Below are 26,959 nucleotides of genomic sequence, written 5' to 3'. Positions count from 1 at the left end.
GGGCATTCCTTCGTCCTCCTCAGGCCCGAAAGCCTACTTCAGGGAGGACCACTTTTCAGGGGGCAGACCAGCCCATCGCTTGAATGGCGGCGGTGGTCCTCGGAGTCTTCATCATAGGTTAGGCTGCAGCGACCTTGGCGACCTTTTCTAAGGCCGACTGGACCCGCCAGCCACAAGATCCTGAACGTGGCCAGGCTTGCTGTTCAGGACAGCCCGGCCAGGGCCCGCCGGATGCTTTCCCGCCCCTGTGGGCTGGCTCAACCGGTTCTGCTGCTGCGCTGGGCCAAGGCGTCCAGCAGCAGCCGGAACCTGTCGTCGCTGGCGTGGTCCTCCGCGGGCAGAGGAAAAGCCTTGTGGATGCAGGGCCGGATCAGGGCGTCGATGCCAGCGGACTCAATGAACTCGGATCGGGTGTCCAGTCCTTGGTGGTTATATCGCGTCATGGCACTTCTCCTGAGCGTCCCAAGCCCCCACGAGTGCGAGCCCGCGCATCCAAGACAGACCGCTGATGATAGGAAGATGTATAATTCGTGGCCAAGACGGAGCCACGCTGCGAGGTGATAAGTTCAAGACGATGACCCAGCCCGTTTAACTCATGTTAAAGACAACGTCCGGGTTGCGCGATTGGTTCTGGCTCGCTTGCTCACTTTCGACCAAGAGCCATGGCGAAAGGGCGTGGATGTAGTAGCCCTGAACCTGCACCCCTTCATCATGCCCCAGGTCATTGCTTACCGGATATAGATTAACATCCTATGCGACCTGGAAAATTCTGTGTCCTCTGGCCGTTGGAACGATGACCGCGGACCTATGTCAACTGATACCGTCGAGCAGGGTCGCCAGGAAATCGGGGGCTTTCTTGGAACGCCGGTCTAATCAAAAGCGTGGTCGCGAGGGCGACGCAGCCGATGCGTGCGTTGGAACGCGCGATCTATCGCGACCCGCACCTTTTCAGCCAGACAGCCATGATCCGCATCCAGCTCGACTTGGATAGGCTAGAGAACCGGCCTACCAACAGGCTCGAGGGATTTTCCGATAGGCTTCTTGCCCTCCTGCCGGGGCTACACAATCACGGCTGCTCTCTCGGACGGCCTGACGGGCTGGACGAGCGCCTGCAGGAGGGCACCTGGCTCAGCCATTTGGCGGAGCACGTGACGTTTGAGCTTCATACCTTGGCCAGGATCCCGATGACGCGCGGCAAGACGCGCTCGGTCAAAGAACGGCCTGGCGTCTACAACCTCATGTTCGCCTACAAGGAGGAAGAGGTCGGGCTTCTAGCGGGGCGCCATGCCTCCGAACTCGTGCAGAGCCTCCTGCCCGACAGCGTCCGGCCCTTCGAAGGGCTGGACGTCTGGCTGAGCTCGCCGATGGGCCCTTCGGTCTCTCGGCGGCCCTGCAGCGTCGTATCCGGCTCGCCCGCTGGGTGGGCTGGGGGCCCTGGACCAGAGCATCATCCATGAGGCCCACAGAGGCGGCATCCCGGCCCTGCGGCTTGACCTGTGGCGCCTGATCCAGCTCGGACATGGCAGGAACCAGAAGCGCATCGGTGCGAGCCTAATATCCGCGATCGCGGGCGACAACGACCTGAGCAAGACGCTGCTGTCCGAAGCCGCCCTGCCGGTGCCGCAGGGGGAGGTCGTCCAGGCCCCCGAGGACGCGGTCCAAGCCGCCGAGCGCCTAAGCTATCCGGCCTTCACCAAGCTGCTCGACGGCAACCACGACCGGGGTGCCGAGATCGACCGGCGCACGCCCGGGGACGTGCGCTGGGGGTTCGGGCGGCGCGCGAGCACGGTCGCGCGGTCATCGCCGAGAAGCACTGTCAATGTACAACGGCCGCATCCTGGTGGTCGGCGAAAAGGTCGCCGCCGTGGCCGACCGGGTATCGGTGCCTATGCTAGGCGATGGTACGCGTACCATCGCCACGCTCTTAGAGGCCACCAGAACGGCGAGAGACATGAGTGCGTCCTGACGCGTATCAGCTTGGACAATTGCGTCGGACGCCATCCTGCCCAGGGTGGACGGACGCTGGCGAGCGTGCCTGATCATGGAAAGGTGATGTATCTCCGGCCCACGGCCAGCCTCTCGACGGGGGGCACCGCCATCGACCGGACCGGAAAGATCCCGCTCGTGGTCCATGGCAGGTTCTGGATGTCGCAGTTAGTTCGAAGCTTAGTCCTCTCGCCGGGCATGTTTCGTATCTGACCTATGTGCTTGCGCCCTATGCACTCAAAAGCGGCGATCAGGTCAGCTCTGCTACGCTTGCGCTGCTGATGCTGGCCGGTGGCATCCTCTGCGCTGCAGCACTCTCGACGGCATGGGTTGTCAGCGGTAAGCTTGAAGCAGCAGAACCGGAGATCCTGAGGATCGTCGGCGGTGTTATCGGTAGGATCGGCAGAAGGAGCCCCATCCGATCTGCTGACACGGATGGAGAACTTCGGTGATCGGGACCTATCGAGCCAAGCTCGCGTTACGTGCAGCGCGGATGTCATGGCTGAGACTTAGGGCTCAATATAAGGTGGCGCGGTTTCCGTTGGTAAGGAGCAAGATACCTCATGGGCTTAGCGCGCCGCTGTTGATCACGCTTACCAGCTATCCACCCCGCTTTCCTCATTTGGCGGAGACGATCCGGAGCCTGATCGACCAGACGGTCAAAGCTGATGGGGTTATTCTGTGGATCGCGCGCTCTGATGAAGCCCTTCTTCCCAAGGAGGTCACGGAACTCAGAGCGCATGGTCTCTCGATCCAGATCTGCAAGGACATCGGATCTTACAAGAAACTGATCCCGACCTTGCAGGATTGCGCAGACCACTACCTCGTGACCGCAGATGACGACGTCTATTATCCCCCTCGTTGGCTGGAAAGCCTAGTCAGCGTAGCGAGAAGCAACTCCGACGTGATTGTGGGCGGGCGCGTCCACATGGCCCAACGCAGTCCCGATGGAAGCCTGATGCCCTATGCTCAATGGGACCTTGCGACAATCAAGCGGCAAGCCCCTAGCGAGCGCCACGCCCTGTTTCCAACCGGCGTTGGCGGGATCCTGTATCCGCCACAGAGTTTCGACCACGAAGTATTCAACGAGGACAATTTCATGCGGCTCTGCCCTCGGGGTGATGACATCTGGTTCTTCTGGATGGCCCGACGTGCCGGCCGAACTCATATGCGGGCAAGGGACTGGTTCGACGTGATAGAATGGCCGTCGACGCAACGCGTAGCTTTGTCCAACGACAACCTCCTCAAGAAAGGAAACGACGAGCAGATCAGGGCCATGGAAGTCTACTATGGAACTTTGCCATGAGGACTGGATTCCAAGTGACACGCATATCCTTTATCATGCCCACCTATAACCGAGCTTCGCTGATCGAGGAGTCTCTGCGCTCCATTTGTGCGCAGATGACGGACGATGACGAAGTTCTCGTGGTCGATGACGGGTCGACTGATGGCACCGGTGAGGTCGTCAACGCTCTTGATTTGCCCGTCCGCTATGTTGCCCAAGAGAATAAGGGAAAGTCGGCCGCGCTCAATCGCGGCCTTGCTATGACGGACGGCCAATACATCTGGATCTGTGACGACGACGACCTGCTCTGCATTGGCGCAGTACGCACCTTGATCCAGCAAGCTGAGACCACCAGAGCTGACGTGGTATTCGGCAAGTATACCAGATTCCGCTTGCAGGACGGAGAAAAGGTCGATCTGGGCACAGGATACTGGCCTGATCTGTCCAGCGGCTCGCTGGCCCGGCATATACTCGAAGACGCGTTCGCAATGCACAACGCCACGCTGACACGCCGTTCAGCCTATGAGCGGATAGGCGGCTTCAACGAGGAATACCTACGGTCCCAGGACTACGAGATGTATGTCCGCATGGCCATCCAGGCTACCCTTTCTTATGTCGACAGCGTCATCTTCGAACAGCGAAAGCACGACAGTGCGCGCGGCCCGGGCACGATCCGCCACTCTGCTGGATCCTCGGAGGATGTTTGGAAGCAGTTCGACACAAAGATCTTTGAGAATCTGTGGTCCGCAGTCCCGCTGGACTTCTATGAAGGCATGGTGGAAGGGGCACGGGACGATCTGGTTCTGCGCGCTGCGCGCCTGCAGAGGGCGGCTATCATGGCGCGTCATGGCCTGTGGCATCATGCGCTGGAGGATATCGAAGCTGCAGCCCGCATCTCTCCCGATGTTCCTTTGCAAGCTCTAGAGCAGGATATCTGTCGGCGGGCGGTGTCGGGAAAGCACGGCTTCGCAGGCATCCTTGATGGCCAGATCGTTGGCAGGCTCGATCTCCTCAACCGCGGATCAAACAAGATCGGAAAAAGCATTGTCATCAATCTCGCGCTTGGCATGCTGTGGCGATACCGCCAGTCGGATCGTCAGCCGAAGGCCGATGCATCCCAGTTTATGAGGAGCGTTCTGGGCGTCTCAGATTACGCCGGTATTCTGGGCCGGAAGTTGGCAATCAGCTCCAGACTGGTCAACTCCTCTGATGATGCCACGGCGCTCACTGAAGTTGCAGATTTGTCTCCTTGGGGCCAGGTGAGAAGTCTACCTAGCAATAGGGAAGCCAATTTAGCACAATGATCGCATTGCTGCAGAAGTCTTGTGACACGACTCTTTCAGACTAGGCGGGTTGGTGGCTCGACAGGCCCAAGCCCACGTTTCCGCCCGAGCGTCTCTGTCCCTAGTCCCAGCCGAGGAGCATATCGGCACGGTCACCGCCGACGGGGGTTGCAGCACCCGGACAGTCCACGCTGCGACCGCCGCCCTTCACAGTTCCACAGCCCTTTGCACAACCTGACCAAGATGCGTCATGAATGCTCCTGGGAGTTAACTGAACGCGTCGCCGAGCCGATCTGCGCGACAGAACCGGTGGAGCGAGTTCAAGAAGCCGCGGCGTATTGCCAGTTCCGCCTAGCTTAGATCTGAAGGATCCCACCGGGGTGCTATGCTTCCAAGCGAACTGCAGTAGCTACATTCCTTGATACAGTTCTCTGGATCAAGCTGAAGCAGACGCTCAGAATCAGTCCGCCATTCGCCCCGATGATGTAAGCTGCGATGGTCAGCCAAGCGGATGACCCGGCCAGCAACGCTGTCAGGCTGAGGGCGATACCTGCCGCTATGGCAGTCAGGATATGGACGATGATGATGGCTTCCTCCATCGGCTTTTGGTCGGAGCTATCCTGGGATTCGGTCATTTCTAAGGCGCTTCGGCTGAAACATCTTAGATCTGGTGGCGCAACCCAGCGGAACGTGCCTATCGCCTCAAAGGGCTTGGGAACCTTCACGGGGGCCGCTGGTTGCACGGAGCCACAGCCGGAGGCTGCCATGACCCTTCCCCACGCAGATGCGCCGATGCCTGACGGAGTCTCGACATGACCGGGCCGGGTGCCTCGTTCGAAACAAGCTGGGGAGCCGTGCTTCAGGAGGACGGCCGAGCCCGCTTCCGTCTCTGGGCCCCGGACCTCAACGCGTTATCCCTTCGGCTGAACGGGCTTGACCGGATGATGGAGCCTGCTGGTGAGGGCTGGTTCGAGCTTGTCGTTGCCGATGTGGCGGCGGGTGCAGACTACTCCTTCATTCTCCCGGACGGCACCGCCATTCCCGATCCGGCGGCCCGCGCCATGGCAGGAGACGTCCATGGACCGTCGCGTCTGGTGGACCCACGCAGCTACTGCTGGCGCAGCGACTGGCGGGGCCGCCCCTGGGAGGAGGCCGTCCTGTACGAGATCCACATCGGCACCTTCACTCCGCAAGGCACCTTTGCGGCAGCCAAGGCGAAGCTGCCGCATCTGGCCGCGACTGGCGTGTCAGTCATTGAGTTGATGCCGGTGGCCCAGTTCGCGGGACAACGAGGCTGGGGTTACGATGGGGTCTGCCTTTATGCGCCGCACAACGCCTATGGCACACCCGACGATCTGCGCGACTTCGTGGACAGCGCCCATGAGCACGGGCTCATGGTCATCCTCGATGTGGTCTACAACCATTTCGGACCGGACGGGAATTACCTGAGCCTCTACGCCAAGACCTTCCACGACGAGAGCCGCCACACGCCCTGGGGCGCCGCCATTGCTTATGAGCGCGACCCGGTGCGGCGTTTCTTCGTCGAGAACGCGCTGACCTGGCTGACAGAGTTCCGGCTGGACGGCCTGCGGCTCGATGCCGTCGACCATGTCCGCGACACCTCGGACCCCGAGATCCTGGTGGAGATCGCCCAGCGCATCCGCGCCGAAATCACAGATCGTCCCGTCTATCTCACCACCGAGGACAACCGCAACGTCACCTACCTTCACGAGCGGGGACCGGACGGCACGGCGCAGCGATATGACGGAGAATGGAACGACGACTTCCACAACGTGGCCCATGTCATCGCGACCGGCGAGAGCGACGGCTATTACGCTGACTTTGCCCATAACCGCTGGTATCTGCTCGCCCGCACCTTGGCCGAGGGCTTTGCATATCAGGGCGAGGTCGCGCCCCAGACCGGAGAGCCGCGCGGAAAGCCCAGTGGGCATCTGCCGCCCACCGCCTTCGTGGATTTCCTCCAGAACCACGATCAGGTCGGCAACCGGGCCTTTGGCGAGCGGCTGACCACGCTGGCCAGCGCCGACATGCTACGGGCGCTGACACCCATCCTGCTGCTGTCGCCGCATGTCCCGCTCCTGTTCATGGGCGAGGAGTATGGCGAGACGCGGCCCTTCTGCTTCTTCACCGATTTCCAGGGTGACCTGGCGGATGCCGTGCGGGAAGGCCGCCGCCGCGAGTTCGCCGCCTTCGCTGCCTTCGCCGGGGGTGGACAGGAGGCGCTTTCGCACGTGCCGGATCCCAACGCCGCCAGCACCTTCGAGGCGTCGCGGCTTGATTGGACGCGGTGCACGAGCCCTGAAGGCCAAGCCAAGCTGGCCGAGATCCGCGAACTCCTCGCGCTGCGCCGAGACAGAATCGTGCCATACCTCAAGGGCGTCGGACCGGGCTGCGGAACGGTCCTGTCCCATGACGAAGGCGCGATTGCGGTCGATTGGCGGCTGAACGGCGCAGTGCTGCGCCTCCGGGCCAACCTGGGCGGCACCTCGCGCGAGTTGCCCCGGGCCCAAGGCACGCTCATCTTTGCCACCCATGAGGACGGGAACGGCCCGTACCCGGTGGCGGTCTATCTCGAGGAGGATGGAAGCGCCCGTTGAGCCCGCTCTGTTGCACCCGGCATGGCTTGGCCTTAGGACCGGACCCGAGCAATCGGGAGCCTGCGACATGGCCAACCACCTTTACAAGGGCGACTTGCCAAACGGCCTTCATCTCGGCCCTGTGGTCGCCATCGACTGCGAAACGATGGGCCTCGTGCCAGGGCGCGACCGGCTCTGCCTCGTGCAGATGTCGGGAGGCGACGGGAACTGCCACCTCGTTCAGGTCGCCCCTGGCCAGACGGAGGCTCCGAACCTGTGCCGGATGCTGACGGATCCGAAGGTGCTCAAGCTCTTCCACTTCGGACGCTTCGACATTGCTGCTCTGGACCACAGGTTCGAGGTGCTCGCAGCGCCCGTGTACTGCACCAAGATCGCCTCCAAGCTCGTGCGGACCTTCACCGATCGCCATGGGCTCAGGTACCTGCTGCAGGATCTTCTGAGCGTCGACATCTCCAAGCAGCAGCAGCAGTCGGACTGGGGCGCGGAAACCCTGACGCCCGCGCAGCTCGATTACGCGGCGTCGGACGTGCTCTACCTCCACCGCCTCAAGGACGCGCTAGACCGGCTCATCGCGCGCGAAGGGCGGACAGGGATCGCCCAAGCCTGCTTCGACTTCCTGCCCACCCGTGCCCGGCTCGACCTTGCCGGCTGGCCCGAGGTGGACATCTTTGCCCACTGATCTCGACCGTGCCCGCGCCACGGCCGCCCGTGTAATCCGGGAGGAGGCGCAGGCGCTGTCCACCCTGGCGGGCACCCTGGACGGCGGGTTCGCGCAGGCGGTCGGGACGATCCTCGAGGCCCGTGGCCGGGTGATCGTCTCGGGCATGGGGAAGTCGGGGCACGTCGCCCGCAAGATCGCGGCGACCTTTGCCTCTACGGGCACGCCCGCCCATTTCGTCCATCCTGCCGAGGCCTCGCACGGGGATCTGGGCATGATGCTGCGGGGCGACGTGGTCATGGTCCTGTCCAACTCCGGCGAGACGCCGGAACTCGCGGATCTCGTGTCCCACACGCGCCGCTTCGGCATCCCTCTGATCGGGGTGGCCGCCCGGGCCGAATCCTCGCTCATGCGGCAGGCCGACATCCGGCTTCCCCTCCCTTTCCTGCCCGAAGCCTGTGGGATCGGCGTGGTGCCCACGACGTCCACGACCATGATGCTCGCCCTGGGGGACGCCTTGGCCATCGCTTTGATGGAAGCGCGCGACTTCACGCCCGAGCATTTCCGCACATTCCACCCCGGAGGTCGCTTGGGCGCGCGGCTGACCAAGGTGTCGGCCCTGATGCACACGGGCGAAGCGGTACCCCTGGTCGCCGGGGACACCCCTATGACCGAAGCGCTCCTGGTCATCAGCCACAAAGGTTTTGGCGTGGTGGGCGTCACCGACGACGGTAGTCGGCTGACGGGCATCATCACGGACGGCGATCTTAGGCGGCATATGGAAGGGCTTCTGTCTCACAAGGCGGACGAGGTCATGACCCGCGCGCCCAGGACCATCGGCCCCGATGCGCTGGCCGAGGAAGCCGTGGCTGTCATGAACGACCGGCGGATCACCTGCCTGTTCGTCGTGGACCCCGGTGCACCGGGCGTCGTGCAGGGCATTCTTCATATCCACGACTGCCTCCGCGCGGGCTTGGGCTGACGCCCATGGCCAATCCGGGACCGGCCCCGCGCATCCCGTTCCGCCGCCGGACCCGTGCGATCGCCTGGGCCAAGATCCTGCTGCCGCTGGCGGCGCTCGTTCTGCTGTCCACCGTGTTCCTCCTGGCCCGCGCGCCGGGGGGCCAGAGCGAGATCCCCTATGCCCGGCTGGAGGAGATCGCCCGTGATCCGCGCATCGACCGGCCGCGCCTCGCCGGGGTGGCGCCGGACGGGACGACCGTGGTCCTGTCCGCCGACCGACTCATGCCCGTCCGGGGACGGACGGATCTGTTCGCCCTTGATGCCCCGATCCTCGAGACCGAAAGCCCCGACGGTGGCACGGCCCACCTGACCGCCGGGACCGGCGAGGTCGACGGAGCATCCCGTCGCCTGCGCCTGACCGGGGGCGTACGGATCGAGGCGTCACCGGGCACGACAGTGGATACGCCCGAACTGACCGCCGACCTGCAGACCGGAACGGCGACCGCCGGGGCGGTCCAGGCCGAGACACCGTTCGGCACGGTGGACGCCGGAGGCCTGTTGTTGACGCAAGGTGAAGGGAAAGGCTCGCGGCTGGTGTTCAACGGGGGCGTACGACTGCTATATGAACCTCAGACGCATCGCCCGACCGAGGCCCCCTGATGATCTCCGCCCGCGCCATCCTGTTCGCGCTCCTTACCCTGCCGGGGGCGGCCAGGGCGCAGAACGTCGCCTTGGGCGGGTTCTCGGCCGATCCGTCGGCCCCGGTCGAGGTCACCTCCGAGACGTTGACCGTGGATCAGGCGACGGGGGCCGCGACCTTCACCGGGGGCGTGGTCATCGGCCAAGGCGATCTGCGCTTGCAGGCCAGCGCGGTCGAAGTGCGCTATGACGAGGCCTCGGGCGAGATCGCCCGCCTTCTCGCCTCGGGCGGGGTGACCTTGGCGACGCCGACCGAGGCGGCCGAGGCGCAGGACGCCGATTACGACCTGACCGGCCAGACCCTGACGCTGACGGGCGAGGTGCTGCTCACGCAGGCGGGCAGCGCCATCTCGGCGGACCGCATGGTGGTGGACCTCGCGGCCGGGACCGCGCAGATGGACGGCAACGTGCGCACCATCCTCCGGCAGCAGGCTGCGCCATGAGCCCGGCGCCCGAGCCTCCTGCCCGCACCGGCCTGTCCGTCCGCTCGCTCCGCAAGAGCTATCGCCGCCGCCCGGTGATCCGCGACGTGAGCCTCGATCTCGCGCCGGGGGAGGTCGTGGCGCTGCTCGGCCCCAACGGGTCGGGCAAAACCACCTGCTTCTACTCCATCGCGGGCCTGATCACGCCTGAGGGCGGGCAGGTCGTCCTCGATGGCCAGGACATCACCGGGCTGCCGATGTACCGCCGCGCCCGGCTGGGGCTGGGCTACCTGCCGCAGGAGATGTCGATCTTCCGAGGGCTGACGGTCGAGGAGAACATCCTGGCCATTCTGGAGTTGTCCGAGCGGCCCAAGGCCCGGCGTGGCCGGCTTGAGGAACTCCTGTCCGAATTCGGGATCACCCATCTGCGCCGCGCGCCCGCGCTTGCCTTGTCGGGCGGGGAACGGCGGCGGGTGGAGATCGCGCGTTGCCTCGCCGCGCGGCCTGCCTATGTCCTTCTGGACGAGCCCTTCGCGGGCGTGGACCCGATCGCCGTGGGCGAGATCCGGGCGCTGGTCGAAGGGTTGAAGGAACGTGGCATCGGCGTGCTCATCACCGATCACAACGTGCGCGAAACGCTGGGGCTCGTGGACCGGGCTTACATCCTGCACGACGGCCGTGTCCTGATGTCCGGCACCGTGGCCGAAGTCGTCCGCGACGAGGCGGTGCGCCGTGTCTATCTGGGACAGGGCTTCAGCACCTCTCTCGACGCCGGGCGACCGGCGGGATTGAACCTTGTCGGGGGGCGGCGAACCCCATGACCTTGACGTCGGACGCCAGAGGGGCGAAGGCCCCGACCGACGCGCTCCGGCGGCAGGGACCGACGATGTCGCGTCCCGGCGGCCAGGAGACTCTTTTGCAACTGCCGGCCGTCCCGAGGGGCCGCCGGTCCGATCCGAGGAGATGACATGCGCATCCGAGTCAGCGGCAAGGACATCGACATCGGCGAAGCCCTCCAGACTCACGTCAACCAGGCGCTGGCCGAGTCCACGGCCAAGTATGCGGGTCGACCCACGGACGCGACCGTGACCTTCTCACGCGATGGCCACGGCTTCGCCTGCGAGGTCTTCGTGCACCTTTCGACCGGGCTGACCGCGCAGGCCAATGGCGAGGCCGTGGATATCTACGCCGCCTTCGAAGCCGCCCGCGAGCGGATGGCCAAGCAGCTCCGCCGTCACAAGCGCCGTCTCAAGGACCATCACAAAGAACGTCCGACGCCGGTGGATACCGTTCCGGCCGGTTCCTTCGTGCTGGCGCCCTTTAACGAGGACGACACGGACGATGTTGATGCGGAGCCTGCCGATGACGAGATGAACGGCACCCCGGCGGGACCGACGATCATCGCCGAAACCGAGTTGCGCGTCCCCTCTCTCACCGTGGGTGAGGCGGTGATGCAGATGGAACTGGCGCATGCGCCAGTGCTTGTCTTCCGCAACGAGAAGGGCGGCGCCATCAACGTCGTTTATCGGCGCGAGGACGGCAACATCGGCTGGATCGACCCGCGCGTCGAATCCGGCGGCTCACCCGTACAAGGCTGACGGACGGTCCATGCAAGTCGCAGAAATACTGAGGCCGGATGGCGTCAAGGTGCAGGCGTGCTCGCCCAGCAAGCGGCGCCTGTTTCAGGATCTGGCCGAGATGGCCCAATCCTGCTGGGCTCTCGATCCGGCCAAGGTCAACGAGGCCCTGCTGGAACGGGAGGCGCTGGGCCCCACGGGCGTTGGCCACGGGGTGGCGTTGCCCCATGCGCGCTTATCGGGCTTGGACAGGGTTCGCGGATTGTTCATGCGGCTCGAACGTCCGCTGGACTTCGACGCGGTGGACCGTCAACCGGTGGACCTTGTGTTCTGCCTTCTGGCGCCCGCTTCGGCGGGGGTGGACCATCTCAAGGCTCTGGCCCTGGTGTCGCGCACCCTGCGGGATCCTGCGATCTGCTCCAAGCTGCGCGCCAACAGCGACCCGGCCACGCTGCACACCATCCTGACGGAAAGCGGGCCGCGCAACCTCGCGGCCTGAGTGATTCCCGCTTTCACGCCCCTCGGCCGCTGGGGGCGCCCTGAAAACGCTAAGGGCCAGGACTCCCAAAAGTCCTGGCCCTATCTGTCTGATCCTGGGTTCCGTAACTTACTGAGCCGCTTCCCGCATGGACACGATCTGCTGAAGATACGCGGAGAACTCGTCACGCAGGTCGTCGCGGGCCAGCCCGAACGCGACGGTGGCTTGGAGGAACCCGGCCTTGGAGCCGCAGTCGAAGCGCTCGCCGCGGAAGCGGAAGCCATAGACGGGCCTGCCCTGCGCGATCTCCATGGCGATGGCATCGGTGAGTTGCAGTTCACCGCCAGCCGAGGGAGTGATCTTGTCCAGGTTGCTCATCACCTCGGCCGACAGGATGTAGCGTCCGATCACAGCGAGGTTCGACGGCGCGGTTCCCGCCTTGGGTTTCTCTACCATGCCCTTGACCGACACGATGCTGCCCATGTCCTCCTGGATGTCGAGCACCCCGTAGGAGGATGCCCGGGCGAGCGGCACTTCCATCGCAGCGACCACGCTGCCGCCGGTCTCGGCATGGGCTTCGACCATCTGCTGGAGGCAGGGCTTCTCGGCGGCGATCACGTCATCGGGCAGGAGCACGGCGAAGGGCTCGTTGCCGATGAGCTTGCGGGCGCAGCCCACGGCATGGCCGAGGCCCAGCGCCTTGTGCTGCCGGATGTAAGCCACGGCCCCCGATTCCATGTTGGAGGAACGGAGAGCCTCAAGAAGGTCGTACTTGCCGTCCTTCTCGAGCTTGGCCTCAAGCTCGGCCGAGCAGTCGAAGTAGTCCTCGAGGGCGCTCTTGCCCTTGGCGGTGACGAAGATGAAGTCGGTAATGCCGGCGGCCCGTGCTTCGTCGATGGCGTACTGAACAAGCGGCCGATCGACGAGCGTCATGATCTCCTTGGGGACCGACTTGGTGGCTGGAAGGAAGCGTGTCCCCAGCCCCGCCACCGGGAAGACCGCCTTGGTGACCTTGCGCTGCATCTCTACCCCTTCTCCGGTTGTTGCAGTGCGGAAACTAACACGAGACGGCCGCGAGGCAAATACGCTGCAGCGCAGCAGGGCAAAACTATGTCCTAAGCTAGGCCCATTGTAGCCATCATAGCCTCGATTTTGGGCGAATCGGACGGATTGTTCAATTCCCAGAACTCGCGGCCGCGCGAATCTACTTCGACGCACAGCAACGGCGTCCCGTTCTCGAGAAAGCGAAGCTGCTCGAGACCCTCCAGGGTCTCCAAGGGGCCCGGCTCCCAGCGCCCGTAGGATAACAGGGCTTCGGGCCGATAGGCATAGACGCCAACATGGTGAAAGACGGGCGTGACTTCGCCGGACACATAGTCGCGCCCCGTGTAGGGGATGACTTCCTTGGAGAAATAGAGCGCCCGTCCATCCACGCCGAAGACGGCCGTCGTCCCGCCGACCCGCCCCATGCGCCGATCCTCGCGGAAGCCCGCCAAGGCGGCACCATCCATCCGCAGGACCGGCGTCGCCACCTGCATGTCGGGCACGAGTCCCAGGCCCGTCACGAGGTCCTCGACGAACCAGGCTGGGGTGAGCGGAGCGTCGCCTTGCAGGTTGACCACCAGATCGTAGCCGCCCAGCGCGTCCAGCACCTCGGCGCAGCGCTCCGTGCCATTGCGATGCAGATCAGAGGTCATCACCACCTCGGCTCCGAAGGACATGGCATGAGCGCAGATACGCTCATCTTCCGTCGCCACGACGACCCGGTCCACCCCTGCAACGGCCATCGCCGCCTCCCAGGAGCGGCGGACGAGGCTCTTGGCCTCGCCAGTGGCGCCGCGCAGCGGAACGAGCGGCTTGCCCGGATACCGGGTCGAGGCGTAGCGGGCCGGAATGACCAGAAGGACGGACATCAGCCGAACTTCAGCGCGACGCCCGGGGCATGGGCGATGAAGAAGGGGTTCTCGTAGCCCGGCTTGCCGTAACCCAGCGGGGTATGATCGTCGAAGCGCACAACCCGCCCTCCGGCACCCAGGAGCACGGCCTGTCCCGCTGCGGTATCCCATTCCATGGTGCGACCCAGCCTGGGGTAAAGATCGGCTTCCCCGCTCGCCACGAGGCAGAACTTGAGAGAGGATCCCGCGCTCTTGAAGTCCGCAACCTGGTACCTGGCGACGTAGGCCTCCGTGGCCTGGTCGCGATGGCTCTTGGAAGCCACCACGCGGAGCGAGCGGTTGTCGGGCTCGGCCACGCGGATCGGCAGGGACAGGCCGACGCGGCTGGAGTCCCGGGTGCCGTCCTCCTCCACCGAGTCGCCGACCGCGTTGGTGTAGAAGAGCCGTTCCTTGGCAGGAGCATAGACGACGCCCCGGATAGGCGTGCCGTCACGGACAAAAGCGATGTTCACGGTGAAGTCGCCCCGGCGCTGCACGAACTCCTTGGTGCCGTCGAGAGGGTCCACAATCAGGAAGTCGCCCAGGAGCGCGCCATGGGTGGCGGCCTGCTCCTCGGTGACGAGCGGGATCTCGGGAAAGGCGGCGCGCAGGCCGTCGGAGATGATCCGGTCGGCGGCGAGGTCGGCGGCGGTCACGGGTGAGGCGTCCGACTTGAACGAGACGTCCATCTCGGGAGACTGATAGATCTCCATGATCGCGTCGCCTGCCTCGAGAGCGAGGCGGCGCATGGCCTCGCAAAGCCGATCGAAGTCCATGAGGGAGCCCTCCGTCCCGGTGTTGCGGGCCCATGGCTGGGGGGCCGTTGATGCGGGGATGCGCGGTCCTTATGGTGCGAACGCAGGAAATCGGCAAGGATGTCCGGGGTTCGAGACTGCCTGGCAGAGGTCCCGTATAGGAACAGGGGCTTGGCACTGAACCGAATGGAGGGTTCCATGGCTCATACCACTGTCCACAGGCAGCTGCGTTGGGTGGCCATCGCAATCGCCCTGGCGTTTTCGACGGCGGCAACCGCCCAAGACCTGCCGGGGCGCTTTGGGGTAACGGATGTCGCCCCGAACGACGTCCTGAACCTCCGCGAGCGCCCTGATCCGTCGGCGCCCGTCATGGGCACGCTACCCCCGGATGCCCATGGGATCGAGGTGCTGTCCCTGTCGCCTGATGGGCGCTGGGGCCTCGTCCCCCGGCCCGAAGGCCGGGCCTGGGCCGCGATGCGCTTTCTTTCGCCCGAGCCCTTCGATCCCCGGCCTGTCCCACGCCCGCTCCGCTGCTTGGGGACCGAACCTTTCTGGTCGCTTCGCCTGTCCAAGGATGGCGCGATCTTCGAGACGCCCGATCAGGGCGAGCGTCCCCTGCGCCAGCACGGAGAGGCGGGGGGCAGTACGGGAGCGGTGGCGGCCTTCGATGCCGGGGGCGAGACCCTGGACCTCACGGTGATCCGCCAAGCCTGCTCAGACGGCATGAGCGACAGGCCCTACGGCTTCTCGGCCTTGGTCTGGAATCGCGGAGACACCTTCCTGGAGGGCTGCTGCACGCTGTCGTCGCAGTAAGCCGGCCGGCGATACCCGGCAGGGCCGACCGGCACCGGACCCAGGCCGCGCTTCTCAGGTCACTACCCTGAGCGTGAGGTTGATCCGTCCCCCGCCCGGAATCAGGTCCGAACTGCCATCCCGCACGCGGTCGATGCCATGGTGAACCAGTCGCGCTGAGCCGCCGATCACGGCCACGTCGCCGGAACGAAGCCAGACTGACTCGGTCGAGCCGCCGCGCTCCAGCGCGCCCACGCGGAACAGCGCCTCGTCGCCCAACGAGATGGACACGACGGGCTGCGACAGGTCCGCCTCGTCCCGGTCCTGGTGGAGGCCCATACGTGCGCCGGACCGGTAAAGGTTGATGAGGCAACATTCCGGGGCACGGGCGTCAGGGGCGACGGCCTCCCAGACGCGAAGCACCGCATCCGGGATGGGGGGCCAGGACTGGCCGGAGGGGTGCCGCTCCTCGTAACGATAGCCGCGCCGGTCCGAGAACCAGCCGAACCGCCCGGCCGAGGTCATGGCCACGCTCATGGCCTTGCCCCAGCGCGTGACAGGGTGGAACGGCGGCGCGGCCTCCATGACCGACAGGATGCCGGCCAGCAGCGTGTCCTGCTCCGGCCGGCTCAGAAAACCTGGCCAGACCCTCACGCCCCGAAGATCAAGCATGGTTCGCATCAGGGTCCCCGATGATCGCTGGGCATGTATGCCACCTGCTGAATTTCACTGCAGAGTTGCCGCGCACCGTGGTTGCATGGCAAAAACCCCCCTCTTATATACCTTCCGTCCGCGGCGGGGCCGCCCCGCCCGCAACACCCATCAACCATATGGGGGGCGCCTTTGTTCAGGGCCCCCACGCTCAAACCGCCTGAAAGGGATTTGACCATGGCCAAAGTGATCGGGATCGACCTCGGCACCACAAACTCCTGCGTGGCGATCATGGACGGCTCGCAGCCTCGCGTCATCGAGAACTCGGAAGGGGCCCGCACGACCCCCTCGATCGTCGCCTTCACGGACAACGAACGCCTTGTCGGACAGCCCGCCAAGCGCCAAGCCGTGACGAACAGCGAGAACACCATCTTCGCCGTCAAGCGCCTCATCGGCCGCCGCACCACCGATGCGGAAGTCGAAAAGGACAAGAAGCTCGTCCCCTACAAGATCGTGGACGGCGGCAACGGCGACGCCTGGGTCGAGTCGCGGGGCCAGAAGTATTCCCCGTCGCAGATCTCCGCCTTCATCCTGCAAAAGATGAAGGAAACCGCTGAATCCTACCTCGGCGAAGAAGTGACGCAGGCCGTTATCACGGTACCCGCCTACTTCAACGACGCACAGCGCCAAGCGACCAAGGACGCGGGCAAGATCGCTGGCCTTGAGGTCCTCAGGATCATCAACGAGCCGACCGCGGCCGCGCTGGCTTACGGCCTCGACAAGAAGGACACCAAGACCATCGCCGTCTACGACCTCGGCGGTGGCACGTTCGACGTGACCATCCTCGAGATCGACGACGGCCTCTTCGAGGTGAAGTCGACGAACGGCGACACCTTCCTGGGTGGCGAAGACTTCGACATGCGCATCGTGAGCTACCTCGCCGAGGAGTTCAAAAAGGAGCATGGCGTCGACCTGACCCGCGACAAGATGGCCCTTCAGCGGCTCAAGGAAGCCGCCGAGAAGGCCAAGATCGAGCTGTCGAGCACGTCTCAGACCGAGATCAACCAGCCCTTCATTTCCATGGCCAATGGCCAGCCGCTGCACCTTGTAATGAAGCTGACGCGTGCCAAGCTTGAGTCGCTTGTGAACGACCTCATCAAGGCCTCGCTGAAGCCTTGCCAGGCGGCGATGAAGGATGCGGGTGTCACCACGTCCGACATCGACGAAGTGGTGCTGGTGGGCGGCATGACCCGCATGCCCAAGGTCGTCGAGGAAGTGACCAAGTTCTTCGGTAAGGAGCCCCACAAGGGCGTCAACCCCGACGAGGTCGTTGCGCTGGGCGCTGCCATCCAGGCGGGCGTGCTGCAGGGCGACGTCAAGGACGTGGTGCTGCTCGATGTGACGCCGCTGTCGCTGGGCATCGAGACGCTGGGTGGCGTGTTCACCCGTCTCATCGACCGCAACACGACGATTCCGACCAAGAAGTCGCAGATCTTCTCCACGGCCGAGGACAACCAGAACGCCGTGACGATCCGCGTCTTCCAGGGTGAGCGCGAGATGGCTGCGGACAACAAGATGCTGGGCCAGTTCAACCTGGAGAACATCCCGCCTGCCCCGCGCGGCATGCCGCAAATCGAGGTCACCTTCGACATCGACGCCAACGGCATCGTCTCCGTGTCCGCCAAGGACAAGGGCACGAACAAGGAGCAGAAGATTACCATCCAAGCCTCGGGCGGGCTGTCCGACGCCGAGATCGAGAAGATGGTCCGGGACGCCGAGGCGAATGCCGAAGCCGACAAGAAGCGGCGTGAGCTGATCGAGGCCAAGAACCAGGCCGAGTCGCTCATCCATTCGACCGAGAAGTCGCTCAAGGAGCATGGCTCCAAGGTCGATCCGTCCACGGTCGAGGCGATCGAACTGGCCGTCGCGGCGCTCAAGGACGAGGTCGAGGGCGACAACTCCGGCAAGATCCGGTCCGGCATCCAGAACGTCACCGAGGCTGCGATGCGGCTGGGCGAGGCGATCTACAAGGCGCAAGCCGCCGAAGGACCGGACGGCGACGAAGGTCCCGCAGGTCGCGACCAGGACGACGACAACGTCATGGATGCCGACTTCGAGGATCTGGGCGAGGACAAGCGGGGCCGCTGAGGGGCGGGCCTCCTGACCCGAGAAGGCCGGCCCCGTTGTGGGCCGGCCGCTTTCGTTTCAGGGGTTAGAGGATGGTACGATGGCTAAACGCGATTACTACGAAACCTTGGGTGTGACCCGGGGCGCCTCTCCCGAGGAGATCAAGAAGGGCTATCGGGCCAAGGCCAAGGAGTTGCACCCCGACCGCAACACCGAGGACCCGCAGGCCGAGGCCAAGTTCAAGGAAGTGAACGAGGCCTACGAGGTCCTGAAGGACGAGCAGAAGAAGGCAGCCTACGACCGCTTCGGTCATGCAGCCTTCGACGGAGGCATGGGCGGCGGAGGACGTCCGGGCAATGCCGGCTTCCGTCCGAACGGCGATTTCGCGAGCGCCTTCTCGGATGTATTCGACGATCTGTTCGGCGACATCATGGGTGCGCGGGGCGCCCAAGGACGCGCGCGAGCGGCGGCACGGGGTAACGACCTGCGCTACAACCTGCGGATCTCTCTCGAGGAGGCGTATGCCGGCCTTCAGAAGACGATCCAGGTGCCGACCGCCGTGACCTGCGGCGTGTGCAAGGGCAGCGGAGCCGAAGGCGGGTCCGAGCCGCAGACCTGTCCGACCTGCTCCGGCATCGGCAAAGTCCGTGCACAGCAGGGTTTCTTCACCGTTGAGCGGACCTGCCCCACCTGCAACGGCCTGGGGCAGACGATCAAGAACCCCTGCAAGAACTGCCATGGCGCAGGACGGGTGGAGAAGGAGAAGACGCTCTCGGTCAACATCCCGGCCGGCGTCGAGACCGGGACGCGAATCCGGCTGGCCGGCGAAGGCGAGGCAGGGATGCGCGGCGGCCCCACGGGGGATCTCTACATCTTCGTGGAGGTGCGGGAGCACTCGATCTTCGTCCGCGACGGAGCCGACCTGCATTGCCGCGTTCCCGTCTCCATGGTGATAGCGGCGCTGGGCGGCGACATCGAGGTGCCGACCATCGACGGCGGGCGTGCACGCGTGAAGATCCCGGAAGGATCCCAAACGGGCCGCCAGATGCGCCTCCGCAGCAAGGGGATGCCCGTGCTCCGCTCCAAGGATGTGGGCGACATGTTCATAGAGCTCGTGGTCGAGACTCCGGTGAACCTGACGGCGCGGCAGAAGGAACTGCTGCGGGAGCTCGACAAGCTGTCCGAGCAGAAGAACAATCCGCAGAGCGCGGGGTTCTTCTCGACGGTCAAGAGCTTCTGGGACTCGATGAAAGGCTGATAGCGACCGGGGCGCTGTCGATGCGGTTGCGCCCCGGCTCAGGTCTTTAGCCAAGCATGTCCAAGGTTGTTGGCTTGGCGCGCTTTGGTTTTATACCTCTTTAACCAGGGTGCGGCACCTTGGTCGGCATGACACATTCCCCTGGCCTTTCCGATACTCTGGCGCTTTTCCCGATGGATGGCGACGAGGCTGAGCCCGTTCCGATCGCCGGGGCCAAGCTCCCATCCTACATTGCCGACCATCGGGCGCGGCTGCGACAGCGCTTCCTCGACGGCGGAGCAACGGCGCTGCCAGACTATGAGATGCTGGAGCTTGTGCTGTTCCGCGCCATTCCTCGGCAGGATGTGAAGCCCTTGGCACGGCGGCTGCTCGAGACCTTTGGCGACTTCGCTTCGGTGCTGTCCGCCCCCCTGCCCCGTCTGTTGTCGGTTCCCGGGGCTGGGCCAGCCGTGGCAACCGAACTGAAGATCGTGGAAGCGGCTGCTCATCGGATGGCACGTGCGCGCGTGTTGCGACGGCACGTGGTCTCAAGTTGGGCACAGCTTCTGGACTACTGCCACACCGTGATGGCCCATCGGGAACAGGAGCAGTTCCGGGTTCTCTTTCTTGACCGCAAGAACGTCCTGATCGCGGACGAGGAGCAGGCGCGCGGGACTGTCGATCATGTCCCGGTCTATCCTAGGGAGGTCGTCAAGCGCGCTCTGGAACTGAATGCAAGCGCCTTGATCCTTGTCCACAACCACCCCTCGGGCGATCCGACCCCGTCAAAGGCCGACATCGACATGACAGCGCAGATCGAGGCTGCTGCACAGGCGCTGGGCCTCACCCTGCATGATCATCTGATCATCGGGCGCGAGCGGGAACTGAGCTTCAGGGCTGAAGGTTTGCTCTGATATTTTGGCCGCCGTCGGGTATTGATCCCCGCTTCGAACGCAGAGGCTTTCTGCAAAGAACAGGGTGCCTCACCCTGTTGGCGGTGCCCGCTCCCGAGATCTCATTAGCCCTGCCAACAGGCGGAAGGCCATGTCACCGTCCGGGATCTGACGATCCAGTTCGGCTGTCCAGGATGCCTTACCGGCCTTCGGTTTCTGATAAGCTGCTGGGCCGCTCTGATCATGCAATCAGCGCCTTCGAGGGCAAAGCGAGTGCAGTGTCACTCAAGGCTCCAAGGGCGATGTAGTCCCCCGCATAGGTTTCACGTGAAACAGCCTCGCGGGGAACCAGCAATTCCCGGGAACTGGGCGACGTGCCTCAGAAGGCCCCGTGACAGTGCTTGAACTTCTTGCCGGAGCCGCAAGGGCAAGGGTCGTTACGGCCGGGATTGCCCCAAGTGTTCGGATCCTCGGCATCGAAGCCTTCGCGAGGCTCGCTTGGGGACGCTTGCACCTCAAGCCCTTCTGGCGTCACCAACGCAGGAGCCGCCATCCGGATCGTACCCGCCGGAGCCGCGGCAGGTGTCGCGGGTGCCGGTGCGCCCTGCCCCGCCGCCGCTGTCGCCTGCTGGCGGCGTTGCAGCAGGTTCTGCATCATGGCCTGGCTTTCCTCGGCAGTCATCGGCCGCAGCACGGACAGCTTCTGGGTCACTTCCTCACGCAGCCCATCGAGCAGTTTCTCGAACAGCTGGAAGCTTTCGGTCTTGTACTCGTTGAGAGGGTCCCGCTGCGCGTAACCCCGGAATCCCACCACGGAGCGCAGATGCTCCAGTCGAAGAAGGTGATCACGCCACTTGGCGTCGATGGTCTGCAGAAGAACCTGCTTCTCGATGCTGCGCATCGTATCGGGACCGAAGCCTGCTTCCTTCTCGGCCATGAACTTGTCCGTGGCATCGATGATGCGCTCGCGGACGGCGTCCTGATCGACGCCTTCCTCGGCTGCCCAGCCAAGCACCGGCAGATCCTGCCCCAGCTTCAGCTTTACGGATTCATGCAAAGCCTCGGCCTGCCACTGCTCGGGGTAGGAACGCGGCGGCATGAAGTCGTCGACTAGATCCTGGACGACCTGATGGCGCATGTCGGCCACGATCTCGTTCACGTCCTTGGATTCCATGATCTCCCGGCGCTGGGCGAAGATGACCTTGCGCTGGTCGTTCATCACGTCGTCGAACTTGAGAAGCTGCTTGCGGATGTCGAAGTTGCGCCCTTCGACCTTGGCCTGCGCGCGCTCGAGCGACTTGTTGACCCAAGGGTGGACGATGGCCTCGCCTTCCTTCATGCCAAGGGTGGAAAGCACCTTGTCGAGCCGCTCGGACCCGAAGATCCGCATGAGGTCGTCTTCCAGCGACAGGAAGAACGACGACCGTCCGGGATCACCCTGACGGCCGGAACGACCGCGAAGCTGGTTGTCGATACGCCGGCTCTCATGGCGTTCGGTCGCCAAGACATAAAGGCCGCCAGCCTGCTTCACCCGGTCCTTGTCCGAAGCGTGCTCGGCTTCGATGCGGGCGCGAACCTCGTCGGGGTGCGCCTCGGGATCGGCGGCCAGGGCCTCCAGCACCTTCATCTCGACGTTGCCACCAAGCTGGATGTCGGTGCCGCGGCCGGCCATGTTGGTGGCGATGGTCACTGCGCCTGGCTGACCCGCCTCGGCGACGATCTGCGCCTCGCGGGCGTGCTCTCGGGCGTTGAGGACGTTGTGCGGAATCCCCTCTTTCTTGAGAAGGTTCGACAGCATCTCGGACTTCTCGATCGAGGTGGTGCCGACAAGGATCGGCTGCCCACGCTCATGCGCATCGCGGATGGCGTTCACGATGGCCTGATACTTCTCGCGCGCCGTGCGGTAGACCGCGTCATGCTCGTCCTTGCGCGCGACGGGGCGGTTCGTCGGGATCTCCACCACACCCAGGCCGTAGATCTCGCGGAACTCGTCAGCCTCGGTCAGGCCGGTGCCCGTCATTCCGGCCAGCTTGCCGTATAGGCGGAAGTAGTTCTGAAAGGTCACCGAGGCGAGCGTGATGTTCTCGGGCTCGATCTTGGCCTCTTCCTTGGCTTCGATGGCCTGATGCAAGCCGTCCGACAAGCGGCGCCCGATCATCATGCGGCCAGTGAACTCGTCGATGAGCACCACCTTGCCATCACGAACGATGTAGTCCTTGTCGCGCTGGTAGAGCTTGTGAGCCCGGAGAGCCTGGTTGACGTGGTGCACCAGGGTCGTGGACTCGGGGTCATAAAGACTCTGCGTCTCGGGCAGCAGCCCCGCCTCTCGCAGCTTCTCCTCGAGAACATCGTTGCCCTCGTCGGTGAAGGTGACGTTACGGGTCTTCTCGTCGACCGTGTAACCGGCCTCGGGCAGCAGCGGGATGAGCTTGTCTACGCGGATGTAAAGGTCAGAACGGTCCTGTGAGGGGCCCGAGATGATCAGCGGCGTGCGCGCCTCGTCGATGAGGATGGAGTCCACCTCGTCCACGATGGCATAGTTGTGGCCACGCTGAGCCATCTGCGACAGCTCCGACTTCATGTTGTCGCGGAGGTAGTCGAACCCCAGTTCGTTGTTCGTCGCATAGGTGATGTCGGCCTGGTAGGCGGCCCGCTTCTCGGCGTCGGGCTGATGGGGGACGACGACCCCGGTGGTCAGGCCGAGCATGCCATAGACCTTGCCCATCCACTCGGCGTCGCGCCGGGCCAGATAATCGTTCACCGTCACGACGTGGACGCCCTTCCCGGCCAAGGCATTCAGGGTCGCCGGGAACGTCGCGACCAGGGTCTTGCCCTCGCCGGTCTTCATCTCCGCGATGTTGCCTTGGTGAAGGAAGATCCCGCCCACGAGCTGAACGTCGAAGGCCCGGAGCCCAAGGGCCCGCCAGGCTGCCTCGCGGACCAGGGCAAAGGTTTCAGGAAGAAGCCGGTCCAGATCCTCGCCGGCGCGAGCCCGCTCTCGGAGGCCGGCCGTGCGTTCCTTCAGGCCGTCGTCGCTCAGCGCCTTGATCTCGGTCTCGCGGGCGTTGATCGCCTCCACGAGGGGGCGGACCGACTTGACCTTGCGGTCGTTCGGGGTGCCGAAGATGCTCCGCGCGAGCGTGCCCAAACCCATGATCGTCGTCCTCGTCCTGTGTCCGCGCCCGCCGGACCGGGACTCCCGCCGATGTGTGAGGAGGTTCCTTGTGGCCCGCGCGCGCCCGCCCTAGATGGGGCCGGTGTTGCCCCCTCGGGCCGTCAGCGGACATAAGGGGGGGCCGTCCTGCTGTCAACGCGGCCCATGGGGCCGCCCGATCAAGGCTTCGTTCCATGCTGAAACCGCTCTTGCTCCTCCAGACCGTCTCGGTCCTGGCTTTGACCCTGGCCCTGCCAGTCGCCGCCCAGGATGCGACGCAGGAGGCACCGGCCGTCGAAACGCCCGAAGCGGCCACGACCGAGCCTGCGGCCGACGCGGCTCCGGCCGGTGAGGCGGCAACCGAGGCTCCGGCAGGCGAGGCCACGGCCCAGCCCGCGACCGACGTGACCCGCGACACGGTCGTGGCCAGCGTGAACGGCACCGACATCACGGTGGGGGAACTGCTGATCGCCGTTCGCCAGCTTCCGCCCCAGTACCAGCAGCTTCCTCCGGATGTGCTGTTCGGGGCCGTGGTCGATCAACTCGTCCAGCAGGAACTGCTGGCACAGACCGCCACCGAGCCTTCGGCCGCCGTGGACATCGCCTTGGCGAACCAGCGCCGCTCGTTGCTCGCCAACGAGGTCATCGGCGACATTGCCGGGACTGCCGTCAGCGAGGAAGCCCTCCAGGCCGCCTATGACGCCCAGTATGGCAGCATGGAGCCCGCGAACGAGTGGAATGCATCCCACATTCTCGTTGCCTCGGAAGAGGAAGCCACGGCCGCCGTTGACCGCATCAATGCGGGCGAGGCGTTCGAGGACGTTGCCAAGGAAGTGTCGACCGACACCGGCTCGGGCTCTCAGGGCGGCGAATTGGGCTGGTTCGGGCCCGGCATGATGGTGCCCGAGTTCGAGCAGGGCGTCTCTGGCCTTCAGCCCGGCCAGCTGTCGGCTCCGGTGCAGTCCCAGTTCGGCTGGCATATCATCCGGCTGAACGAGACTCGTCCCCAGGAGGCGCCGGCCCTGGAGGACGTCCGGGCCGAACTCGAGGCGCAGATCCAGCAGGAAGCCATTCAGGCCCGCCTCAGCGAACTCGAAGCTGCGGGTCAGGTTACCAAGCCGCAGCCGGGGCAGTTCGATCCCGCCGTCCTGAACGACACTTCGCTTCTCGAGGACTGAGTTGGGCACAAAGGTCTCGCCCCTGGCGCCCGCCCGTTTTCCGGACCTCCCCGTCATCGGGGGGGTCCGTTTCGCATCAGCCGCCGCCGGGGTCCGCTACAAAGGCCGCACGGACGTCATGCTCGCCGTGATAGACGATGCCGTGGTGGCGGGAGCCTTTACCAGGTCGTCCACGCGGTCGGCGCCGGTGCGGGACTGCCAGGACAAACTCGAATACGCCGAGGGCGGCCAGGCAGCCTTCCTGATCAATTCCGGCAACTCCAACGCGTTTACGGGACGTCTTGGTGAAGAGGCGGTTGATGGGATCTGCAACGCCGTGGCTCATGCCCTTCAGATGCCTGCGTCTCGGGTCTTCACGTCCTCGACTGGCGTAATCGGGGAGCCACTGCCTTGGCAACGGATCGCGGACGCGGTCCCTGCCCTACGCGATGCTCTCGACCCCCATGGGATCGAAGCCGCCGCGCGCGCCATCATGACCACCGACACCTTCCCCAAAGGAGCTGGGGCAGAGATCGAGTTGCCCGAAGGTCGGGTGCGGATCGCTGGCATCGCCAAAGGGTCGGGCATGATCGCGCCCGACATGGCGACGATGCTGGTCTATGTGTTCACGGATGCCCGCATCGGTCACGAGGAACTGCAAGCGGTGACCGCGGCAGCCTGCAACCGAACCTTCAACCGCATCACCGTGGACAGCGACACCTCCACCTCGGATACTCTCCTCGTAGCGGCCACAGGCGCGTCGGGGGTGGATGCTTCTGGTCAGGCAGCCTTTGCGCAGGCCCTCGAGGCAGTGTTCCACAATCTGGCGCTGCAGGTGGTCCGGGACGGCGAAGGGGCACAGAAGTTGCTCGAGATCCAGGTGACCGGGGCCATGAACGAGGCCGAAGCTCACAAGATCGGCATGGCAATTGCTAACTCTCCCCTGGTTAAGACGGCCGTAGCCGGTGAGGATGCCAATTGGGGCCGGATCGTGATGGCTGTCGGAAAGTCCGGGGCCCACGCCGACCGCGACCGGCTGTCGATCCGCTTCGGAGACATCGTCGTGGCGCGCGACGGCTTTCGTGCCCCCGACTACTCCGAGGAGGACGCCTCGGCTTACATGAAGCGTCAGGAACTGATCATCGGCGTGGACTTGGGCATCGGATCGGGCGCGGCTACCGTGTGGACCTGCGATCTCACCCATGGCTACATCGACATCAACGCCGACTACCGATCGTGACTCACCAAGCCCCGAAGCCATTGCTCCTGGTTGCGGCTGTCGCCCTCATCGACGGGGACGGCCGCATCCTGCTGGCCCAGCGTCCTGCAGGCAAGTCCATGGCCGGCCTGTGGGAGTTTCCGGGCGGCAAACTCGAGGCCGGCGAAACCCCCGAAGTTGCCCTCATCCGCGAGTTGCGGGAGGAGCTTGGCGTTGATACGCAGGCATCCTGCCTCGCACCGCTGACCTTTGCGAGCCACGACTACGAAGCCTTTCACCTGCTGATGCCATTGTTCATATGCAGACGCTGGCAGGGAACCCCACAGCCGCGCGAGGGCCAGGTTTTGGCCTGGGTCAGAGCCCAGGATCTGCGAAACTACCCCATGCCTCCGGCCGATCTGCCCCTGGTTCCCATCCTCCGGGACTGGCTCTAGACACTGCGCGGCGACACTCTCCCATAATTGACAGGTCAGGTCCGGATTTTAATGTCGCATTAACATGGGATATGCGAGTCTGAGAGCGCAAGCCTGTCCTGGGAGGGTCCAGATGCTGCGTACAATCCAAATCGGTACCTGCGTGTCGGTACAAGGGCTGCTCGTTCGCCAGTTGGAGGATGGGCGTGTGATCATTCGGGTCGATAACAAAGTGTACAAGGGTTTTCCGGTCTGACGGCCCTTGCCGCAAGCAGCCTGATCCTGTGGTCAGTCCCACGCCTTGGCGCAGTATGGCTGATCCGAAAATAAGCCCAAGGATCATCAAACTTCCGTCAAGCATTGTAGGCCAGGATCATCCTGCGGTGCTGACGGAAACGTCCTGCCCGCTCCCCCGATGACCCTCGACCAGATCAGAGGTCCGGGGCCGTCGGTGTGATCGCAAGCACGGTTCAGACTGCTCGGGCCGACGTCATCCTGGCATGTCCGAGCCTGTGCATGGCTTTGCTTGACTCACACGGTCTGCTTGTTCCGAGCAGTAGAAGAATCTGGGTCGCCCTTCCAGCTTGCGGCCCGCATCGTCTTGCCCTCAAAGCGAGAGAGAGGCCGGCGGCCTCTCTCTCTTGGGTGCCTGACGGGG

At 64.6% G+C, this 26,959-nt stretch carries 25 protein-coding genes; 18 read left to right on the top strand and 7 right to left on the bottom strand.

What is annotated here, in order from left to right; genetic code table 11:
• Positions 1-257 precede the first annotated feature (257 nt).
• Positions 258-443 carry a hypothetical protein gene (locus FHG66_RS19070; RefSeq protein ID WP_139078643.1) on the bottom strand — a complete coding sequence of 62 codons (186 nt, stop codon included), beginning with the start codon at positions 441-443 and terminating at the stop codon, positions 258-260.
• A 462-nt stretch (positions 444-905) separates the two neighbouring features.
• Between FHG66_RS19070 and FHG66_RS19065 the strand changes: the two genes are divergently transcribed.
• The 3 genes from FHG66_RS19065 to FHG66_RS19055 all read left to right on the top strand — a co-directional run bounded on the left by FHG66_RS19065 (position 906) and on the right by FHG66_RS19055 (position 4,575).
• On the top strand, positions 906-1,457 hold the full coding sequence (locus FHG66_RS19065) for a cyanophycin synthetase family protein (protein WP_139078642.1): 552 nt from the start codon (positions 906-908) through the stop codon (positions 1,455-1,457).
• Between the two features lie 977 nt (positions 1,458-2,434).
• Positions 2,435-3,292, top strand: a complete 858-nt coding sequence (locus FHG66_RS19060; protein ID WP_139078641.1) for a glycosyltransferase family 2 protein — start codon at positions 2,435-2,437, stop codon at positions 3,290-3,292.
• A 14-nt stretch (positions 3,293-3,306) separates the two neighbouring features.
• Entirely contained in the window at positions 3,307-4,575 is a 1,269-nt protein-coding gene (locus FHG66_RS19055; protein ID WP_176556341.1) for a glycosyltransferase family 2 protein, read from the top strand.
• Positions 4,576-4,937: 362 nt separating this feature from the next.
• Here FHG66_RS19055 and FHG66_RS19050 read toward each other — a convergent pair whose 3' ends face one another.
• On the bottom strand, positions 4,938-5,189 hold the full coding sequence (locus FHG66_RS19050; RefSeq protein ID WP_139078639.1) for a hypothetical protein: 252 nt from the start codon (positions 5,187-5,189) through the stop codon (positions 4,938-4,940).
• Between the two features lie 177 nt (positions 5,190-5,366).
• Here FHG66_RS19050 and treZ point away from each other — a divergent pair, with 177 nt between their 5' ends.
• The 8 genes from treZ (at position 5,367) to FHG66_RS19010 (ending at position 11,990) form a co-directional block, all read left to right on the top strand.
• Positions 5,367-7,172, top strand: a complete 1,806-nt coding sequence (treZ, locus tag FHG66_RS19045; protein ID WP_139078638.1) for a malto-oligosyltrehalose trehalohydrolase — start codon at positions 5,367-5,369, stop codon at positions 7,170-7,172.
• A 67-nt stretch (positions 7,173-7,239) separates the two neighbouring features.
• The gene (locus tag FHG66_RS19040; protein WP_139078637.1) at positions 7,240-7,851 is read left to right on the top strand and encodes a ribonuclease D; all 612 of its coding nucleotides are present in this window, start codon (positions 7,240-7,242) and stop codon (positions 7,849-7,851) included.
• Positions 7,841-8,812, top strand: coding sequence for a KpsF/GutQ family sugar-phosphate isomerase (locus FHG66_RS19035; protein ID WP_139078636.1), 972 nt, complete (start codon positions 7,841-7,843; stop codon positions 8,810-8,812). Before FHG66_RS19040 ends, FHG66_RS19035 begins: the two co-directional genes overlap by 11 nt.
• Positions 8,813-8,817: 5 nt before the next feature.
• Positions 8,818-9,453, top strand: coding sequence for an LPS export ABC transporter periplasmic protein LptC (gene lptC / locus FHG66_RS19030; protein ID WP_139078635.1), 636 nt, complete (start codon positions 8,818-8,820; stop codon positions 9,451-9,453).
• On the top strand, positions 9,453-9,935 hold the full coding sequence (locus tag FHG66_RS19025) for an LptA/OstA family protein (RefSeq protein ID WP_139078634.1): 483 nt from the start codon (positions 9,453-9,455) through the stop codon (positions 9,933-9,935). Before lptC ends, FHG66_RS19025 begins: the two co-directional genes overlap by 1 nt.
• Positions 9,932-10,735, top strand: a complete 804-nt coding sequence (gene lptB / locus FHG66_RS19020) for an LPS export ABC transporter ATP-binding protein (protein WP_139078633.1) — start codon at positions 9,932-9,934, stop codon at positions 10,733-10,735. The genes FHG66_RS19025 and lptB overlap by 4 nt, the downstream gene beginning before the upstream one ends.
• Positions 10,736-10,882: 147 nt before the next feature.
• Complete coding sequence (gene hpf / locus FHG66_RS19015; protein WP_139078632.1) at positions 10,883-11,512, top strand: ribosome hibernation-promoting factor, HPF/YfiA family; 630 nt, start codon at positions 10,883-10,885, stop codon at positions 11,510-11,512.
• Between the two features lie 10 nt (positions 11,513-11,522).
• Entirely contained in the window at positions 11,523-11,990 is a 468-nt protein-coding gene (locus FHG66_RS19010; protein WP_139078631.1) for a PTS sugar transporter subunit IIA, read from the top strand.
• Between the two features lie 108 nt (positions 11,991-12,098).
• On the opposite strand, the gene FHG66_RS19005 is transcribed toward FHG66_RS19010, so the two are convergent.
• From FHG66_RS19005 to cysQ, 3 genes are all read right to left on the bottom strand, one after another.
• Positions 12,099-12,992 (bottom strand): UTP--glucose-1-phosphate uridylyltransferase, encoded by an 894-nt coding sequence (locus FHG66_RS19005; protein ID WP_139078630.1) that lies wholly within the window; start codon positions 12,990-12,992, stop codon positions 12,099-12,101.
• A gap of 92 nt (positions 12,993-13,084) precedes the next feature.
• Entirely contained in the window at positions 13,085-13,882 is a 798-nt protein-coding gene (locus tag FHG66_RS19000; RefSeq protein WP_139078629.1) for a 3-deoxy-manno-octulosonate cytidylyltransferase, read from the bottom strand.
• On the bottom strand, positions 13,882-14,679 hold the full coding sequence (gene cysQ, locus FHG66_RS18995) for a 3'(2'),5'-bisphosphate nucleotidase CysQ (RefSeq protein WP_139078628.1): 798 nt from the start codon (positions 14,677-14,679) through the stop codon (positions 13,882-13,884). The genes FHG66_RS19000 and cysQ overlap by 1 nt, the downstream gene beginning before the upstream one ends.
• A 177-nt stretch (positions 14,680-14,856) precedes the next feature.
• Here cysQ and FHG66_RS18990 point away from each other — a divergent pair, with 177 nt between their 5' ends.
• On the top strand, positions 14,857-15,471 hold the full coding sequence (locus tag FHG66_RS18990) for a COG3650 family protein (protein WP_139078627.1): 615 nt from the start codon (positions 14,857-14,859) through the stop codon (positions 15,469-15,471).
• Between the two features lie 54 nt (positions 15,472-15,525).
• Here FHG66_RS18990 and FHG66_RS18985 read toward each other — a convergent pair whose 3' ends face one another.
• Positions 15,526-16,131, bottom strand: coding sequence for an alpha-ketoglutarate-dependent dioxygenase AlkB family protein (locus tag FHG66_RS18985; RefSeq protein ID WP_139078626.1), 606 nt, complete (start codon positions 16,129-16,131; stop codon positions 15,526-15,528).
• A 207-nt stretch (positions 16,132-16,338) separates the two neighbouring features.
• On the opposite strand from FHG66_RS18985, the gene dnaK reads away from it, so the two are divergent.
• The 3 genes from dnaK (at position 16,339) to radC (ending at position 20,379) form a co-directional block, all read left to right on the top strand.
• Positions 16,339-18,249 carry a molecular chaperone DnaK gene (gene dnaK, locus FHG66_RS18980; RefSeq protein WP_139078625.1) on the top strand — a complete coding sequence of 637 codons (1,911 nt, stop codon included), beginning with the start codon at positions 16,339-16,341 and terminating at the stop codon, positions 18,247-18,249.
• 79 nt (positions 18,250-18,328) lie between these two features.
• Positions 18,329-19,486, top strand: a complete 1,158-nt coding sequence (gene dnaJ / locus FHG66_RS18975) for a molecular chaperone DnaJ (RefSeq protein WP_139078624.1) — start codon at positions 18,329-18,331, stop codon at positions 19,484-19,486.
• Positions 19,487-19,614: 128 nt separating this feature from the next.
• Positions 19,615-20,379, top strand: coding sequence for a RadC family protein (gene radC, locus FHG66_RS18970; protein WP_139078623.1), 765 nt, complete (start codon positions 19,615-19,617; stop codon positions 20,377-20,379).
• 358 nt (positions 20,380-20,737) lie between these two features.
• On the opposite strand, the gene secA is transcribed toward radC, so the two are convergent.
• Positions 20,738-23,515: a preprotein translocase subunit SecA gene (gene secA, locus FHG66_RS18965; RefSeq protein WP_139078622.1), complete on the bottom strand. Its 2,778-nt coding sequence runs from the start codon at positions 23,513-23,515 to the stop codon at positions 20,738-20,740.
• A gap of 191 nt (positions 23,516-23,706) precedes the next feature.
• Here secA and FHG66_RS18960 point away from each other — a divergent pair, with 191 nt between their 5' ends.
• The 3 genes from FHG66_RS18960 to mutT are packed head-to-tail and all read left to right on the top strand — an operon-like array spanning position 23,707 to position 26,322.
• Entirely contained in the window at positions 23,707-24,690 is a 984-nt protein-coding gene (locus FHG66_RS18960) for a peptidylprolyl isomerase (RefSeq protein WP_139078621.1), read from the top strand.
• A 1-nt stretch (position 24,691) separates the two neighbouring features.
• On the top strand, positions 24,692-25,909 hold the full coding sequence (argJ, locus tag FHG66_RS18955) for a bifunctional glutamate N-acetyltransferase/amino-acid acetyltransferase ArgJ (RefSeq protein WP_139078620.1): 1,218 nt from the start codon (positions 24,692-24,694) through the stop codon (positions 25,907-25,909).
• Positions 25,906-26,322 carry an 8-oxo-dGTP diphosphatase MutT gene (gene mutT, locus FHG66_RS18950; protein WP_281282972.1) on the top strand — a complete coding sequence of 139 codons (417 nt, stop codon included), beginning with the start codon at positions 25,906-25,908 and terminating at the stop codon, positions 26,320-26,322. The genes argJ and mutT overlap by 4 nt, the downstream gene beginning before the upstream one ends.
• The last annotated feature ends 637 nt before the right edge of the window (positions 26,323-26,959 follow it).

It is taken from the genome of Rubellimicrobium rubrum (assembly GCF_006152115.1).
GTDB lineage: Bacteria > Pseudomonadota > Alphaproteobacteria > Rhodobacterales > Rhodobacteraceae > Rubellimicrobium > Rubellimicrobium rubrum.
The sequence above is the reverse complement of the archived record's forward strand: the minus strand, read 5'-3'. Positions and strand labels throughout refer to the sequence as shown.

Excerpts from the sequence above, each read along its gene's own strand:
- FHG66_RS19025 (WP_139078634.1), top strand. The coding sequence starts at position 9,453 with ATGATCTCCGCCCGCGCCATCCTGTTCGCGCTCCTTACCCTGCCGGGG.
- FHG66_RS19005 (WP_139078630.1), bottom strand. The coding sequence starts at position 12,992 with ATGCAGCGCAAGGTCACCAAGGCGGTCTTCCCGGTGGCGGGGCTGGGG.
- treZ (WP_139078638.1), top strand. The coding sequence starts at position 5,367 with ATGACCGGGCCGGGTGCCTCGTTCGAAACAAGCTGGGGAGCCGTGCTT.
- FHG66_RS19065 (WP_139078642.1), top strand. The coding sequence starts at position 906 with ATGCGTGCGTTGGAACGCGCGATCTATCGCGACCCGCACCTTTTCAGC.
- FHG66_RS18960 (WP_139078621.1), top strand. The coding sequence starts at position 23,707 with ATGCTGAAACCGCTCTTGCTCCTCCAGACCGTCTCGGTCCTGGCTTTG.
- lptB (WP_139078633.1), top strand. The coding sequence starts at position 9,932 with ATGAGCCCGGCGCCCGAGCCTCCTGCCCGCACCGGCCTGTCCGTCCGC.
- cysQ (WP_139078628.1), bottom strand. The coding sequence starts at position 14,679 with ATGGACTTCGATCGGCTTTGCGAGGCCATGCGCCGCCTCGCTCTCGAG.
- dnaK (WP_139078625.1), top strand. The coding sequence starts at position 16,339 with ATGGCCAAAGTGATCGGGATCGACCTCGGCACCACAAACTCCTGCGTG.
- dnaJ (WP_139078624.1), top strand. The coding sequence starts at position 18,329 with ATGGCTAAACGCGATTACTACGAAACCTTGGGTGTGACCCGGGGCGCC.
- lptC (WP_139078635.1), top strand. The coding sequence starts at position 8,818 with ATGGCCAATCCGGGACCGGCCCCGCGCATCCCGTTCCGCCGCCGGACC.
- FHG66_RS19070 (WP_139078643.1), bottom strand. The coding sequence starts at position 443 with ATGACGCGATATAACCACCAAGGACTGGACACCCGATCCGAGTTCATT.
- FHG66_RS19010 (WP_139078631.1), top strand. The coding sequence starts at position 11,523 with ATGCAAGTCGCAGAAATACTGAGGCCGGATGGCGTCAAGGTGCAGGCG.
- radC (WP_139078623.1), top strand. The coding sequence starts at position 19,615 with ATGACACATTCCCCTGGCCTTTCCGATACTCTGGCGCTTTTCCCGATG.
- hpf (WP_139078632.1), top strand. The coding sequence starts at position 10,883 with ATGCGCATCCGAGTCAGCGGCAAGGACATCGACATCGGCGAAGCCCTC.
- FHG66_RS18990 (WP_139078627.1), top strand. The coding sequence starts at position 14,857 with ATGGCTCATACCACTGTCCACAGGCAGCTGCGTTGGGTGGCCATCGCA.
- FHG66_RS18985 (WP_139078626.1), bottom strand. The coding sequence starts at position 16,131 with ATGCGAACCATGCTTGATCTTCGGGGCGTGAGGGTCTGGCCAGGTTTT.
- FHG66_RS19050 (WP_139078639.1), bottom strand. The coding sequence starts at position 5,189 with ATGACCGAATCCCAGGATAGCTCCGACCAAAAGCCGATGGAGGAAGCC.
- FHG66_RS19040 (WP_139078637.1), top strand. The coding sequence starts at position 7,240 with ATGGCCAACCACCTTTACAAGGGCGACTTGCCAAACGGCCTTCATCTC.
- FHG66_RS19000 (WP_139078629.1), bottom strand. The coding sequence starts at position 13,882 with ATGTCCGTCCTTCTGGTCATTCCGGCCCGCTACGCCTCGACCCGGTAT.